The organism is Bacillus sp. M5A3_1b (assembly GCF_053345335.1).
The window spans coordinates 26954-43312 of sequence record NZ_JBKEZY010000003.1; the positions used below are offsets into that span (position 1 = coordinate 26954).

A 16359-nucleotide genomic window follows, 5' to 3' on the forward strand; every position below is an offset into this window, starting at 1 on the left:
CCGGCATAGAGCCAAGCCATTGTTTTTTATATATTTTGACCGTTTTCTATATCGGTCTTCTTTTTAAAAATAATATATTTACTCGCAAAATAATTTACAACCACAACAATAACGTTTGCAATAATTTTCGCTACTAAATCATTCATACCTAGCCATTCAATTAAAACAATCATGGATGCGATATCAATGAAATACGATACAATACGGAATCCCATAAAGTAGACAAACTCTTTTACTACATGAGCAAAACTTGTTTGTTGACTGTTAAATACATACTTCTTATTTGTAATATACGCAAACAGTACCGATACAATCCAAGCAATTGTTGTTGCTATTTTGTAATCCATTCCAATTAACGTTGCACAAATAAAATACGTCACAATGTTGATTAACGTCGTTAAACCACCGAAAAGTAAATAGTTAAAGATTTCTTTCGCTTTATTATTCACACTTCTAATCCCCTAGTGATTTGATTTTACTTTACGATCTTCTACGCTGTATAATTTCGCCGTTTTTTGATCGCCATCGATATTCGTTACTTTATCATCATTATATTCATCTACAAAATATAGCGGACGTTGTTTTGTTTCATTGAAGATACGTCCTAAATATTCCCCAATAATACCGATAGAAATTAACTGTACACCACCGATGAATAGAATAGCTGTCATCATAGATGGATATCCACTTACTGATTCACCATACATTAGCGTCTTAATAATAATCCAAATCATATAGATAAAAGCTAAGAATGAAACAGTAAATCCCATGAACGATGCAAGGCGCAATGGCGCTGTTGTAAAGGATGTAATTCCTTCAATAGCAAGATCCATTAGTTTGAAATAGTTCCACTTTGTTTCACCTGCAGCACGAGGATCACGATCGAATAAAATTTCTTTCTTATTATAACCAATCCAGCTAAACATCCCTTTTGTATAACGCTGCGTTTCACGAATTTTCTTTAATGCCTCAACACAACGACGGTCTAGTAAACGAAAATCACCTGTATTTTCTTGGATCGGAATTCTTGTTGTTTTCTTTAGCAAGCTATAAAATTTACCAGCTGTCCATTTCTTCGCCCATGATTCACCTGAACGAGAACGACGTTTTGCATAAATATCATCATACCCTTGCTCCCAGTACTTGATCATTTCAGGGATTAATTCTGGTGGATCTTGTAAATCAGCATCAATGATAATTACTGCATCTCCAATTGCATGATCAAGACCCGCAATCATTGCTGTTTCTTTTCCAAAATTTCGTGATAAGTCTACATACGAAATACGCTTATCATTCATTCTAAATTCCTTAATAATATCTAACGTGCGGTCTTTACTTCCGTCGTTAACAAACAAAATTTCAAAGTTATAATTTGGAATGCCTTGAAATACCCCTGTTAAACGACTATATAATTGATCTAATACCTCTTCTTCATTATACGCCGGTACCAATATAGTAATAGTCTTCAAAAAAGGTGCTCCTTTCTTTTTCAAGCCTGCTCATAAAGAACATCTTATAAGCACAGATTAGACATAGTAAACTGGATGTTTATCTTAGAATACCTCTTTCTCCAATTCACTATGTCTAACCTCACATATTTATAAATAAGTTAATTTTTCACAGTATTTTTTTGTCCGTTCACAATTTCTTCCATAATCGCTAATAAATCATCTTTTAACTCTTCATGTTGTAACGCCATTTCGATTGTTGTTTGAATAAAGCCTAGCTTCTCTCCAACATCATAACGCTTTCCTTCAAAATCGTATGCGAACACACGTTGAATTTCGTTTAGCTTTTGGATTGCATCTGTTAATTGAATTTCACCGCCAGCACCAATATCCTGCTCTTCTAAGAAGCGGAATATTTCTGGTGTTAACACATAGCGTCCCATAATTGCTAAGTTTGAAGGTGCCTCACCTGGAGCCGGTTTTTCAACAAATTGCTTCACTTGATAACGGCGACCCTCTTTTTCTAATGGGTCAATAATACCATAGCGATGCGTTTCATTTTCTGGAACAGTTTGCACACCGATCACAGATGAAAGTGTATGCTCATACTCATCGATAAGCTGTTTTAAACAAGGTTTTTCAGCTTGTACAATGTCATCACCAAGAAGAACAGCAAATGGCTCATCGCCGATGAACTTACGAGCACACCATACTGCATGTCCTAAACCTTGTGGTTCTTTTTGACGAATATAGTGAATATCTACCATTTTCGAAGATGCTTGTACTTTTTCAAGTAACTCATATTTTTTCTTCTCTAATAAGTTTTGTTCTAATTCAAATGCATTGTCGAAATGATCTTCAATCGCACGTTTTCCTTTTCCTGTAACGATAATGATATCTTCAATACCAGCCGCTACAGCTTCTTCAACGATATATTGGATTGTTGGTTTATCAACAATTGGTAACATTTCTTTAGGCTGTGCCTTTGTAGCTGGTAAAAAACGTGTCCCAAGACCAGCTGCAGGAATAATAGCTTTTCTTACTTTTTTCATGCTTATAACCTCTTTCTCTCATCTTTGGTATATATTCGCATTTGTCCAAGCAGTAGTTATTTTTATTATTTTTCCCTTATCAAACCATATTTATGGGATACATTCTTATCCAAATGAGTATAACTTTTATACTATATATCTATCAATTTTCTTATTAAACTAAAGTTTTTTACATGTTAACTTCTTCACTAACTGCAAAAGACACTTCGTACAAATTCTACATGATTGTCTCTTTATTCGTCAAGGTTACTTATTAATCTCTCATGTGCTTCTCCTTATTCTCTACTCATGAGCCCTTTTATTTACTGTATCCTTCGTACAATCGGTCCTAAAAAGCGTAGCAAATCTGACAAATATGCACTTATTTCCTTTTGCAAAAAAGCTAAATAGATGCATGTTAATAAACATGTGAAAGGCCACGTAAATATACATCTTTAAAATTATATAATTTAATTTTTTCACCATAACAATTTCAAATTATACGTAAACTTTTACTAAAATCTATTTTTTATTTTGAATATAGTAACGATCTAATAATACATAAAACAGGAATAACATGGCTATGAAGTAACTCATTCCTTCTGGTGAATCCATCAAAATATTGATTGAAACCGCTGTAACAACTACATGCCATACACTTTTTGCATCTAGACTAATGTTATACATTACATTACCATCTACGAATTCTTCTATTAATGAATTGTTAAATATATGTGAAAGTACATATACGATTACAATGATCATTAATACAGGATAATGTACTTCAACAACAGGTGAGAATAACAGCATAAGCGCTGTAACGAGGACAAACTCCAACGAGCTGTCTTTTTTACATTTTCTAATAACTAGAAATGTAATTACTAATAGTATTATGACATACACAAGGTGAGTTATACTCATTGAATCGTGTGGGAAATATGTCTTTAATACTCCTTTAAATGAGCTATCCCAAGGTGCTCCACCATGCATTTCATTAATTTCATTTACAACAAACAAATCTTTTGTTACATATTCCCAAGCTACATTCCATCCAACTATAGCAATGGTAATCCCTGATGTAACAATCGTTGTAACTACAGCACTTAAAAACACCTTCCACTCTTTCTTATATAGGAAGTATACAAGAAAAATACCCGGTAGTAATTTAAAGCTAGTAGCAAAAACAATCGGAATCCCTGCCAACCACTTATGTTTAGATTGATAAAAATAATATGTTAAACATAATAAAAAGAAGATTAAACGATTGGATTGTCCCCAATAAAAATCAGCAAATACTGGATAAATAATAATAGCCGCAGAAAACAAGAGATACTTTACCCCTTTTGCTCTTCCTTTATACGCAGCTTGTATTACTAAACATACACCCAATATGAATAATATACTATTGAACATGGTCCATAAAAGGCGCGCTTTTTCATAAGGAAATGCTGCGAACCACGAAAGAAATACAGCGAACTGTGGTGGATACATATAGTATCCTAGTGCACCTTTTGTTTCACCATATAGTTGACGAAATGTCTCCATTTGATGGTCCAAATTATACATCATGCTTATAGCATTATCATTCCAAATTGTATGAAATGCATAGTAAAAGAAATGATAATCATCAAACATCCACCCTAACATTGCAGGCTCTTTATAAAGTGGCCATAGGACTTGATATCCTAGCGAGTACCCAATTGCCCCTAGCAAACATATTAAGGAGATAACCTTAAACATTTTCTCGCTTATTTTTATATTTACCATTTATTCTCCTCCAAAACATTATTATGAGACCCATAAAGGAGGTGACATAAGAAAAGCAGAAATCCAGTATATTTCTGCTTCGCTTATACAACCTATTTAATTATACAGTTACTTTCTGTTTTTCTTCTTTTTCTTTATGAGTTAATAATTCTTGCTGCATTTTTTCATTTTCATGCTGATAAATAGCTATAACTTGCGTCAATTCTTTAATTCGAATGGAAGATCTCGAAACTACAACAGTTAAGAAAAATAAAACACATGTCACAAAAAGAAATCCCAAAAAGAATAGCGCATTTATCGGTGTAGCAACTCCCAATAAATGTGAAACCACATCAATTGATTTTGGGAAAATCCCAATCATTAAAATACCGATTAACACTCCATACCATGTTAATACATATTTCAATTCCAATTTTTCTTTACGGACTAGGTTTGTAAAAATAATTAATCCTACTATAACTCCTAAAATAATTAATATTTGAAGGCGAATTGTCACGAAGCATTCTCCTTTCTTTTAGGTTTTAATCGATCAATTGTAATCGCAAGTGTTACTTTAATCATATAGTAAATGGCTTTGTAATTTACTATTGAAGATGTCCCACCCATTCTTTCTCGCATAAGTACTGGAACTTCTTTTACTTCATAATTGTTTCTAATTACAGCAACAATACTTTCCGGCTCTGGATAGTCTTTTGGATAGTACTCACAAAATTCATTAATAATTTTACGATTTACCATTCTAAATCCAGAAGTCGCATCCGTTATTCTTTTTCCAGATACAATTTTGATTAATTTTTCAAAGAAACGAATCCCAACTCTTCTAGTAAATGAAGACTGGAATCCTTCTTTATTAATAAAACGTGAGCCAATAACCATATCTGCTCTCGTATCTTCCATTTCTTTAAGAAGGGCTCCTAAATAGGCCGCATCATGTTGTCCATCACCATCAAATTGTACCGCAACATCATATCCATGGCGCTGAGCATACTTATAACCAGTCTGCATGCCTCCACCAATTCCTAAATTGATCGGTAAACTTACATAATTAAAATTATTATCTTTACATATTTGCTCTGTATCATCTTTTGAGCAATCATTGATAATAACATAATCAAAATCTGGAGCATTCTTCTCTATATCCTCTACAACGTGTATTAAGTTCGTTGATTCATTGTAAGCAGGAATAATAATCAGCTTCTTTTTTAACAATTGGAATCCCTCACTCCACTAATTTTAATAAAAATATCCTAGCATAAACACATTTGCATACAATAGCATACAACATGCTAATCTGGCTGAGCGTTGCGCTGTTAACTCTGAGTGTTGTTTCACATTCATTCTTTCATTAAAGATGAACAATACAATTGGAATGACAGGTAAGAAATATCTTCCTTGTAAACCACTAATGAAATCTGTACCAACTTCAGACCATGTTAAATATAAGCTTAACATAACTAGCCCAACTACACTTACAATTGTGAGTATAAAGACTGCATAATCGAACTTACGTAATTTAAATCCATCTTCGCTATAATCAAAAATGACTGTCATTACAAGTCCTACCATACTAATAAGCACAATACCACTCATTAAATGAGTTACCCATCCAACTTGATTTAGCATGTTCATCCACATGCTCATTCCACTTTCAAATGTTCCAAAGAAAGCTTTTATTACTTCAACTGGATGCTCTAGTATAAACTTCAATTGACCAACAGGATTAATTTTTTCATTTGGATTAATAGTTCCCACAAATTTCATTACGAATAGGTTCCAAGAACTCATTATTAAACCTGGTATTCCTGCCAGTAATAAAAATGACATAACACCTTGCATTTTTGTACGGAATAAATCCCTTCCAATAAACGCAAAAATCAAGAATGATAACGGCCAATACGTAAATTTACATAATACTATTAGGATTAATAAAACAATTGGAATAATAAAATCTTTAATTCCTAACGTATTCTTTTCAGAACGCATAAGCTTCTGCAACATTACAGCAATAAACAGGTAATTTAACCCCATCAGTATTGCATCTGCTGAAAACGACGCACCCAATGATACAAACAATGGAAATGCCGCTAAAAATGCTAACGTATTTTTCAACCTTGGAATAATTTTTATCGCAAGAGCACTCAAAGCAATATACACAGCTAAATTAAAAATCCTTCCTAACATTAGCGCACTAAAAGCTTTTAGCCCCAATATATTAGCAATAATTAAGCCAAGAGCTTGTGGAATATAAGGAATTGGTGTATAAACAGCTGTTGTGGGTTGCTCTACAAAATTCGTTTTATCTGCAAATGTATAGGTATCCCAAATATCACTCTTAGCCCTATCGTATCTTTCGCCATTTGCCAATAACCCATAAGTTGTTTCAAATTGATTCGGGCGTGGCATATCATCAATATTCTCTGGTAAGTTAACGCCCACTTTATCTCCCTGTTTTGTAGAGAGAAGATTCCCTAAGCTAATATCATACGCTTTTGCAAAATGGAAGTTTTCATCAGTTGCCTCAAAGAGTGGATTATTGAAACTGAACATAACCCCCATTATTCCGGTAACAACGACAAAATTTTTAACTGTGTTATTACCAATAAGGAATAAAGCTAATAAAGTAGCTAATGCAGTAACAACTGCTTTTCCAACCTTAAACCAATCAAGTTGATCATATGCTACCTTTGCAGCTATCGCTTGTCCACTTTCTTCTTTACCATTAACAGTCAGTTTTTCATCTGGAGACAATGATGCCCCTGTACGAATAGTAACTTTTTCGCCATTTTCAGCTTCTACTATTTTTACTTTCAAGACAGCATCTTTATTTATGTCTTTTTCAATAGGAATTATAATACTGCTCTTAAAATGAGGATCCTTAATATATTTTTCTCCGCCCCATGTTTTTAAATCGACTCTTTCTTTACTCACGATTTTCCCTTTAGCCGAGAGCTCATACTCTAACACAGCGTTTTTATGATAACTTTCACTTGTAAGAGGTAACAGCAAATGCTTTGGGTTTTCACCTGCAAAATGAATCTCTTGACGCACTTCTTCACCTTGCGCTAAATCAATCATCTTATATTTGCTATAAACAAGACTCTTATTTACAGTGTGTATAGGCCCCGTCAAAAACACATATAAAACTGCACAAAAAACTACAAAAAAAGATAAAAATATCTTTTTTCTTCCTATCATGCTACAAACACCTCGATTATATTATTTTCTAAATATCGGCACACAGTAGATGCACAAAAAATGACTTTTACTGAATGCAAAACACAATAATACCTATAATAATAATCAGATTTCCAAATATCTTCCTTTTAGTTATTTTTTCACCAAGAAAATACCAACTGAATATTAAAATAAAAATATAACTAAGCGATTCAATAACAGGCGCTTGTTTTAATGGAACACCTTTCAAGGCAATTACATTTAATCCAGCGTTAATTACAAATAAAGAATATCCTACAATTACGTAGCGATTTACATATTCTTTCCACTTTGTATCATAATTCGATAATGTTGCCTTCTTTAATAAAATTTGCGAATAGTTTGCTAAAACAACTCCAAAAATGTAAAGCAACACAAATTTATTCATCTTTTACCACCACGACAATCCCTATAATAATAATGACTGCACCAACCAAATTATTCCATTTTATTGTATCGCCGAAGAACACCACTGACCATAATAGTCCCCATAAAATAATGACTCCTCGATGGGAATACGCTTTAGATATTTCAAATGGTTTAATAACTTGCTGCCAAATAATTGCGTATCCAAATAAAAGAATTACAAGAATCATGTAGGCAATAAAAAAAGAAATTGATCCAACTGAAAAGTTTGCCGCCCATTTCATATACACCATTATGATAGAGTATAAAAAAAAGGCAACATGTAAAAATATATAATGCTTCATTGATGCTTTCATACACTCAACTCTCTTTTTTTAAAATTGATAGTTATATCATTACTTTTTTACAAATTGCCATTTTTAGTTTATATACACACGAAACAAATTTTAACATAATTAATCCAAAATTTCATTCTGAACTTAATTAAATGCATTTACCGATTGTGCCCAATTTGTGACAATAAAACCAACTACTGATAAAAATTCGAACAAGAAAATTCACTCCAAGTTTCAAAAAAAAAAAAAAGCATGAGCATCTAACGCTCATGCTTTTTTAATATATTATTGAACTCGGTTCATAATATCATTCTTTATACTTTCAAGTTTTTCTTCACTATGTTGTAGCGTACTTCCCTGCACCCCAAAATAAAATTTGATTTTAGGTTCTGTCCCAGACGGACGTAAACAGAACCAAGAACCATCCTCAAGGTAATACTTTAACACATTTGATTTTGGTAAATGTATTTCCTCTGTTCCATCCCCTATAATTTTTGTTCTCAAGCTTGCTTTATAATCTTCAGCAATTGTAACTTTTAAACCAGCTACTTCTACAGGACAATTTCCACGGAATGTTGTCATCAAGTTTTGAATTTGTTCTGCGCCATCTTTTCCTTTTAAGGTCAATGACACAAGCCCCTCACGGAAATAACCATGTTTTTCAAACACTTCAAGCAATCCATCATACAATGTCTTTCCTTGCGCCTTATAATATGCTGCAACCTCACATGCGAATAAAACAGATTGAACAGCATCTTTATCACGACAGAATGACTTAATTAAATAACCATAACTTTCCTCATAACCAAATTGGAAACTATACTGTCCACTTTCTTCATATTGCTTAATTTTTTCTCCAATAAATTTAAATCCAGTTAACGTATCAACTGTATCTAAACCGTATGCTTTCGCAATTGTACGACCAATTTCAGACGTTACGATTGTTTTTAAAACAACACCGTTTTCTGGAAGAGTTCCGTTTTCTTTCTTTTGAGATAGTAAGTAATCAAGCATTAATGCACCTGTTTGGTTACCAGTTAACACTTGGAACTCACCATCGTGATTGCGAACTGCTACTCCTAGACGGTCTGCGTCAGGATCTGTTGCGATTAATACATCTGCACCAATTTTTTCACCATCACGAATTGCATACTCAAACGCCGCGTGCTCTTCTGGATTCGGTGATTTTACTGTAGAGAAGTTCGGATCTGGTAACTCTTGCTCTTTTACAACCGTTACATCTGTAAATCCAACTTCTTTTAAACCACGGCGCACAGAAACATTTGATGTTCCGTGTAATGGTGTAAAGACGATCTTTAAGTCCTTACCAACTTTTTGCACCATTTCTTTATTAATAATGACATTGTTCAATTCTGCTGCATATGCATCATCTACTTCTTGTCCAATAATATGTAATAAACCGCCAGCTTTTAATTTCTCTACGTCAGCTACTTCAACTGTTAACTCATCTTCTACTGCATTTACGTAGCTAATTAACTCATCAGCTTCTTTTGGAGGCAATTGTCCACCATCTTCACCGTATACTTTATATCCGTTATATTCAGGCGGATTATGACTTGCCGTAAGAACGATTCCACTTACTGTATGTAAATGACGAACTGCGAAAGAAAGCACTGGCGTTGGGCGTAAGCTTTCAAACACGTATGTTTTAATACCATGTGCACCAAGTGTTGCAGCTACTTCCATTGCAAACTCTGGAGATTTATGACGAGAATCATATGCAACAACAACACCACGTGCTTTTGCTTCCTCTCCTTGTTTCTCAATAAATTGAGCTAAACCTTCTGTCGCCTTACGTACTGTATATACGTTCAAACGGTTTGTTCCAGCACCAAGTTCACCACGCATACCGCCTGTACCAAATTCTAAATTTTTGTAGAAACTGTCTTCAATTTTCTTTACATCTTGTTTCATTTCCTCTAACTCTTGTTTTAACTCTATATCCAAACTAACAAATGTATTCCAGCGTTCATATTCTTTTTTCCATTCCATTTTAAATTCTCTCCTCTCAATCAAACACAATTTAATTATATGGTGAAAATGATATTTTCCTCAATACTATATTTAATACTCACAAAAACTTTTACATTAAATGTATAAAACAGCACCCATTATGAATACTTTTTGTATAAATTGAAAAGCTATACATAAATAAATATATTCTCGAATAAGGTGAGGTACAATGCAAGAATGGGCGCTTAAACCAGAAATACAACAACATATCCAAGAGATTATCAAAGATATTTCCCTTGCACTTCAAGATATGCAAAGCACATTAGAGAACAATGATAAATGCCTTTTATGTAAAGTCGAAGATATACATAAGTTACTATTACAAATTCAATCAACAACCGCTTCTTACTATCTCAAAACATATTTATCACCATATACAGATTGCTATATCCAACTATTAACTGCAATCAGGCAATTATCTCAAAAACGCCATGGAGCTCTTATTATTATAGAAAGAGAAAAATCATTAGAAGCATATATCCAATCTGGTATAGAAATTCAGGCTCATTTAACAGTTCCGTTACTAGAATCTATTTTTTACCCTGGAAACTCACTTCATGACGGTGCTGTTCTTATAAATAATAACCATATTATATCAGCAGCAAATATACTACCCTTATCGCAACAAACTTTGACATCCAATCGAAAGTTAGGAACACGTCACCGCGCAGCAATTGGACTCTCTGAAGTCAGTGATGCACTTATTTTTGTTGTATCTGAGGAAACTGGTATAACGTCATTTGCCTTAGATGGAACCTTATATACATTTTCATTATGAAACATATAATACACTTATATTTCCTCGCATAGCAGGAATTTTCTTTCTGCTAATTGAAGTGTTTGGGAACAGGGAGGCGATATGCTAGCCATGAAGAACATATTACAGCAATTTATTACAATACTCTTCGTATGCTTCACTTTTACAGGTTGCATCGATACGAATAATTCGAAAGACATTTCCTATCAAAATCAAGAAACAGAAAAAGGCATAAAAAAGGCAGTTTGGAATCAACTATCCAATCAAGAAAAGCAATATATTATCGGTGATTGGGAAAATGCAACAATGATCAAAACAATATTGCATAAATATAATAGCCGTCAATTTAATGAAGAATATGAAGGGAGAAGTGTCTACCTCGTGCATTTCCCATCTGATACGTCCTATCCCAAAAACGTTGAAGTGTACGTCGATATCGATACAAATAAAATTGTCGGATATAATCAATAAACTATTAAAAAATGACCTTCGAACGAATCTACGATTCATTTGGAGGTCATTTTCTTTGGATCAAACTACAGGATAAATGTTTAAAACAAAATAATAATTTATATGGAACATCTTCATAAAAATATTCAGTTATCAAAAACTTACTTCTCATAGTAATAACAATGCAATTATCTTCTTTGCTATTATTTCATTTATGATTGCTTATAAGTTGTAACAACCATTCACCTTTATCTTTTTGCTTATTCTCCATCACTAAACCTTTCAACAAACGTTGCAAGTGTACGTACCATTGCACCTGTTGCCCCGGCCGGCCCTAAATCATGCGCTCCTGACGTTTCAGATGTTCCAGCGATGTCTAAGTGTACCCAAGGTGTATCTTCAGCAAATTCACCTAAGAATGTACCTGCCATAACCGCATGTCCTTCGCGGCCTGGTGAGTTATTTAAATCGGCAAACTTACTGTTTCGAACGCGTTCTTTATCACGATCAAAAATCGGTAATTGCCAAATTGATTCATCCGTTTCCATAGAAGCTTCTAGCACTTGCTCAAACAACTCTTCATTGTTTGTCATTGCGCCTGTCGTATGATTTCCAAGTGCAACAATTACACCGCCTGTTAATGTCGCAACATCAATAAGGTAGTTTGCACCTAGTTTTTTCGCATACGTAATACCGTCCGCTAACGCAAGGCGACCTTCTGCATCTGTATTTAATACTTCAATTGTTTTTCCGCTCATAGATGTAATTACATCGTCTGGCTTAAATGCTGTACCACTTACAACGTTATCCGTTGATGGAATAACAGCGATCACATTTTGCTCTGGGCGAAGTTCACCGATAATTTCCATCGCACCTAATACAGCAGCAGCACCGCCCATATCACCTTTCATACCGACCATGCCTTCACGTGGTTTTAAAGAATAACCACCTGTATCGTATGTAATTCCTTTTCCAACAAATCCAATGACATCTGTCCACTCTTCTTTTCCTTTATAAATAAGAGCAATCATTTTTGGCGGCTCTGTACTACCTTGGTTTACTGCAAGTAACGCACCCATACCAAGATCTTCCATCTCTTCTTTCTCAAGAACTTTATAATCCATATCATACTTTTCCGCTAACTCAACAGCATACTCAGCAAGCTTCGTCGCTGTTAATACGTTTGGTGGCATATTTACAAGTGTACGAGCCGAATTTGTTGCGCGTCCATGCACGTAGCCAACTGTTAATGCAGCTTCAATTTCTTGTGCATCTTCCGCTGTAATAGCCGTGAACTTCTCTAACTCTACACGATCCTTTTTATCTGATTTATACGTTTGTAACTCATATGTACCAAGACCTTGTACTTCTGCCGCTATATGAGCTACATCAATCACATCTAATTTCTCTGTTACGAAAGAATCAAGTAAGATTGCTGCATCTTGTACTTTTGCTGCTTGTAACGTTTTAAACGCCTTACCAAGAGCCGCACGTAACGTTTCTGTCGTATAAGATTCTTTCTTTCCTAAACCAACGAAATAATAACGTTTCACATTTGTTTTCCCTAAACTATGTACTTTCGAAATAGCTTTCTTCTTAGTAGAAAGTTCTTTCTCTTCTAATAAAACTTGTAATTGTCCTTCAAATGCTTTGTCCAGTTCTTGTACAAAACTACTCGTTTTCTCTTCTTCAAATAAGGCAACAATAACCGCTTCGTGGCTTGCTAATTCTTTTTGTACTTGAAACATGTTCAGACCCCCTAAATTTCTCTACTCTACCTTTATTATAACTTTATTTTCGATAAAATGCGACAATTCTAACTTCTGTTGCATCCTATATAAAGTGAACCTTTAATCAGTGGTGTTTTTCTTCATCCCCCACTGATTATTAGCCTTCACCAATCGGACTTTTACGGGTAGCCCGCCCCCCGCCTAATTTCTTTGCTTTCGCTGAATTTTGAGGTGGGGTTTTACTGCCCACAAATAGCGGGGTAATCCATCTTTCTTCCATTTCTTCTATTATCAAATAAAAAAGTCTAGCGTAATTACCACTAGACTATCTTTGTTTTAAATATTGACCACGAAACACTTGCATCGTTTCGTCTTGATTTAACATCGTTAACTCTTCTTCTGAAAACTTACCATTTCCAACTTTCACTACATACACATTCACTTTTTTCTTACCCCATTGGCTATAAACATCTTTCACCGTATCATAATACAGATCAAGACGGTTTCCTTTTATTGCACCGCCCTTATCAGCTACTACACCGTACCCATAACCTGGTACGAATAGAATCGTTCCAATTGGGAATACGCGTAAGTCCGCAGCGATTGTGGAATATAAATCCCTTTTCACCTTAACTCCTGAATATGTAATACCATACTCCGGATGTCCCGGTCTCTTACCAGTTGACTCAATTCCCGACGTATAACCTGTTGCAGTCATTTCAATTGAACGATATTTAGACCAGTCGTTTGCCTGCTCTAAAGCATTTATCACTTCTTTACTCGGAGCAACATTTCTCTTAACTTCTGCTGCATGTACTTCTTTTGCACTCGTTCCCTCATATTTCTTTACAATCTCTAATAAAGAAACTCCTGTGAAAGCATTCCATGTTACGCATAATGCGGATACAAGTAAACAAGTCATCATAATGCGAATACAATATCGTTTTAACATTTTTATATTCCACACTCCTTCATCGTTAATCATTCCCTATACGATGAAGGAATATGCAAAAAAATAATCCCCAAATGAATTGGAGATTAAAACATTTGATATCCGCTTTTCCGAAGTTTCTTAATGACAATTCCGGCTAAAGCAGCACCTACTAATCCAGTAGATAGAATAAACACATCTGCCTGCCCTAAATGCGATATACTTGTCCCAAATGAAGAGAATGTTTCTTTCGGCTTTGAAAAATAATCCCACACACTCGCCTTATTAACAATAAGTATACAAACAATTGGATACACAATAACCATTACCCATGTCGCTCGCAATATCATGTTGAGTAAAAATCCAATTCCAAAAAACAAAATGAAAAATAACATCATTGAAATAAGTAGTACTGGTATACTCACTCTTTCTCCCTCTCCTTCGCATGCGCCGTAAATACATGATAGGCTGTATAACCAAATTGCTCTCCTGGATCTAATGTTTTGTTCATCTCAAGATGTAGTTCTGATCTTCCTTCAAACAAATATTTGATAAGTAGCGACGTATTTGGATCGTCCGCAATCGTATCTGGATATAAAAATGCTACTTCAGACAATTCCTTCTCCTGTACAATAATGTTTTCTCCTTCAGGCTCCAAAAGGAAAATAATCATATTATCACTAATCTCATTGCGAATCACGCCCGATCGAACACCAATGATCCCCTTCACATGAGCGACGATACCTGTCTCTTCTAACACTTCACGTTTCACAGCTTCATCAACCGTCTCACCTTCATTTACAAAACCAGCCGGCAATGACCATTTCCCCTTTAATCCACTATATTTTTTCTTAACGAACAGCCACCTGCCATCTTTTGTAGCTACTAAGCCACCAACAGCTAGCCATACTTTCCCTCGCTTCTCCATGATGTAATACCCTCCTCTACTAGAACGGACAGAATATTCTTTCTTTTTTATATATTATACTATATTTTTAAAATGAAAAAAGCAGAAACAGCTCTTAGCCGTTTCTGCTTTTTCTATTATATATTAAAAGAACTTTAATTTACCTTTTTTAAGAACTAATAAAGGTCCACCTAATAAGAATAGGTAACGGTTATCGATAACTTTCTTCATGAAGGAAGCTTTCCAACCTGTTAACTTTTTGCCCATAACAACGCCCATTGCATCGTCATGACCTAAAGAACATACAGATCCTTTATTGTCGAATGCGAATTTTTTCATTTCGCCTTTACCACGAACTAACACAGTTAAGTTGTGTGCAATGTTGTAACCTTCTTGAATTGCGATTTGTGCCGTTGGTGGGTATGGACGATTAATTTCTTCGTTAATGATTAACGCTGCGTCACCAACCATAAATACATCTTCGTATCCTGGAGCGTGCATGTACTCATCAACTTTTACACGTCCGCGCATTGCTTCAAAGCCAGACTCTTCTACAATACCGTTACCACGAACACCCGCAGCCCAAACTACTGTTTCAGACTTAATTAATTCAGTATCATCGCCGTTTGCAACGATAATACCTTCTTCAGTTGCTTCTTTAATTGCTGTACCGATGCGGAATTCTACACCTTTTTTCTCAAGTTGTTTTACAGCGTATTCTACTAATGCCGGATCGAAACCTGGAAGTGCTGTTGGAGCAGCTTCTACACAGATAATACGTGCTTTTTCACGTGGTACATTGTACTCTTTGCAAAGTTCAGGAACACGGTTTGCAAGCTCACCTACGTACTCGATACCAGTAAATCCAGCACCACCAACAACGATTGTTACTAACTCATCGCGCTTTTCAGTTGCATATTTAGCGAAACTAGCTTCCATATGCTCACGAATTTCACGAGTTGCATTAATGTTAGCAATTGAGAATGCATGCTCTTTTAATCCTGTAATTCCGAATGTTTCTGATTCGAAACCAAGACCGATTACTAAGTAGTCATACTCTAGCTCGCCGTCTTTTAAGATGATGCGTTTTTCAGCAGCTTTAATTTCTACTACTGTGTCTTGTACAAAGTTCACTTTATTTGTATCAATAACGTCTTGAATATCTAGACAGATTTTTTCATCTTGTAATGTACCAGCTGCGCTCTCATGTAACCAAGTCGCTTGGTAGTGATAGCTGTTGTTGTTTACTAACGTAATTTCAGCTTCATTTACAGATAATGCTTTTTGCAGACGAACAGTCGTAATCATCCCGCCATAACCTGCACCTAAAACTACGATTTTTGGAGTCTTCACCAAATCACAACCCTTTTCTTTATATAATAGTAATGAA

At 34.8% G+C, this 16359-nt stretch carries 17 protein-coding genes; 2 read left to right on the top strand and 15 right to left on the bottom strand.

The features are described from left to right. Positions 1 to 26: 26 nt before the first annotated feature. The 10 genes from ACLBWW_RS09795 to ACLBWW_RS09840 all read right to left on the bottom strand — a co-directional run bounded on the left by ACLBWW_RS09795 (position 27) and on the right by ACLBWW_RS09840 (position 10173). Complete coding sequence (locus tag ACLBWW_RS09795) at positions 27 to 449, bottom strand: GtrA family protein (RefSeq protein WP_001060121.1); 423 nt, start codon at positions 447 to 449, stop codon at positions 27 to 29. A gap of 12 nt (positions 450 to 461) precedes the next feature. Next, positions 462 to 1469, bottom strand: a complete 1008-nt coding sequence (locus tag ACLBWW_RS09800; protein WP_048542238.1) for a glycosyltransferase family 2 protein — start codon at positions 1467 to 1469, stop codon at positions 462 to 464. 140 nt (positions 1470 to 1609) lie between these two features. Continuing rightward, the gene (gene galU / locus ACLBWW_RS09805) at positions 1610 to 2500 is read right to left on the bottom strand and encodes a UTP--glucose-1-phosphate uridylyltransferase GalU (RefSeq protein ID WP_048542239.1); all 891 of its coding nucleotides are present in this window, start codon (positions 2498 to 2500) and stop codon (positions 1610 to 1612) included. A 501-nt stretch (positions 2501 to 3001) separates the two neighbouring features. After that, on the bottom strand, positions 3002 to 4246 hold the full coding sequence (locus tag ACLBWW_RS09810) for a glycosyltransferase family 87 protein (protein WP_048542240.1): 1245 nt from the start codon (positions 4244 to 4246) through the stop codon (positions 3002 to 3004). A 100-nt stretch (positions 4247 to 4346) separates the two neighbouring features. Next, the gene (locus tag ACLBWW_RS09815) at positions 4347 to 4742 is read right to left on the bottom strand and encodes a DUF2304 domain-containing protein (protein WP_048542243.1); all 396 of its coding nucleotides are present in this window, start codon (positions 4740 to 4742) and stop codon (positions 4347 to 4349) included. Next, positions 4739 to 5455, bottom strand: a complete 717-nt coding sequence (locus ACLBWW_RS09820; RefSeq protein ID WP_048542245.1) for a glycosyltransferase family 2 protein — start codon at positions 5453 to 5455, stop codon at positions 4739 to 4741. The genes ACLBWW_RS09815 and ACLBWW_RS09820 overlap by 4 nt, the downstream gene beginning before the upstream one ends. A gap of 24 nt (positions 5456 to 5479) precedes the next feature. Continuing rightward, positions 5480 to 7441 (bottom strand): DUF2142 domain-containing protein, encoded by a 1962-nt coding sequence (locus ACLBWW_RS09825; protein WP_048542247.1) that lies wholly within the window; start codon positions 7439 to 7441, stop codon positions 5480 to 5482. Positions 7442 to 7508: 67 nt separating this feature from the next. Beyond that, entirely contained in the window at positions 7509 to 7847 is a 339-nt protein-coding gene (locus ACLBWW_RS09830; RefSeq protein ID WP_048542249.1) for an EamA family transporter, read from the bottom strand. Then, entirely contained in the window at positions 7840 to 8181 is a 342-nt protein-coding gene (locus ACLBWW_RS09835; protein ID WP_000648045.1) for a hypothetical protein, read from the bottom strand. The genes ACLBWW_RS09830 and ACLBWW_RS09835 overlap by 8 nt, the downstream gene beginning before the upstream one ends. 264 nt (positions 8182 to 8445) lie before the next feature. Next, a complete protein-coding gene (locus ACLBWW_RS09840) occupies positions 8446 to 10173 on the bottom strand; it encodes a phospho-sugar mutase (RefSeq protein WP_107134690.1) in 1728 nt (575 codons plus the stop codon). 190 nt (positions 10174 to 10363) lie between these two features. Between ACLBWW_RS09840 and cdaS the strand changes: the two genes are divergently transcribed. Together cdaS and ACLBWW_RS09850 are read left to right on the top strand one after the other, a co-directional pair. Continuing rightward, a complete protein-coding gene (gene cdaS, locus ACLBWW_RS09845) occupies positions 10364 to 10972 on the top strand; it encodes a sporulation-specific diadenylate cyclase CdaS (RefSeq protein ID WP_447614017.1) in 609 nt (202 codons plus the stop codon). Between the two features lie 90 nt (positions 10973 to 11062). After that, positions 11063 to 11422, top strand: a complete 360-nt coding sequence (locus tag ACLBWW_RS09850; RefSeq protein WP_223265760.1) for a hypothetical protein — start codon at positions 11063 to 11065, stop codon at positions 11420 to 11422. A 239-nt stretch (positions 11423 to 11661) separates the two neighbouring features. Here the strand turns inward: ACLBWW_RS09850 and pepA are convergent, their stop codons facing one another. From pepA to ACLBWW_RS09875, 5 genes are all read right to left on the bottom strand, one after another. Continuing rightward, positions 11662 to 13149: a cytosol aminopeptidase gene (gene pepA, locus ACLBWW_RS09855; protein ID WP_098152406.1), complete on the bottom strand. Its 1488-nt coding sequence runs from the start codon at positions 13147 to 13149 to the stop codon at positions 11662 to 11664. Between the two features lie 307 nt (positions 13150 to 13456). After that, entirely contained in the window at positions 13457 to 14083 is a 627-nt protein-coding gene (locus tag ACLBWW_RS09860) for a 3D domain-containing protein (RefSeq protein ID WP_000920109.1), read from the bottom strand. An 86-nt stretch (positions 14084 to 14169) separates the two neighbouring features. Further along, positions 14170 to 14487 carry a YuiB family protein gene (locus ACLBWW_RS09865; RefSeq protein WP_048542259.1) on the bottom strand — a complete coding sequence of 106 codons (318 nt, stop codon included), beginning with the start codon at positions 14485 to 14487 and terminating at the stop codon, positions 14170 to 14172. Next, complete coding sequence (locus tag ACLBWW_RS09870; RefSeq protein WP_048542261.1) at positions 14484 to 14990, bottom strand: NUDIX hydrolase; 507 nt, start codon at positions 14988 to 14990, stop codon at positions 14484 to 14486. The genes ACLBWW_RS09865 and ACLBWW_RS09870 overlap by 4 nt, the downstream gene beginning before the upstream one ends. 123 nt (positions 14991 to 15113) lie before the next feature. Further along, on the bottom strand, positions 15114 to 16322 hold the full coding sequence (locus ACLBWW_RS09875; RefSeq protein ID WP_000856605.1) for an NAD(P)/FAD-dependent oxidoreductase: 1209 nt from the start codon (positions 16320 to 16322) through the stop codon (positions 15114 to 15116). Positions 16323 to 16359 lie beyond the last annotated feature (37 nt).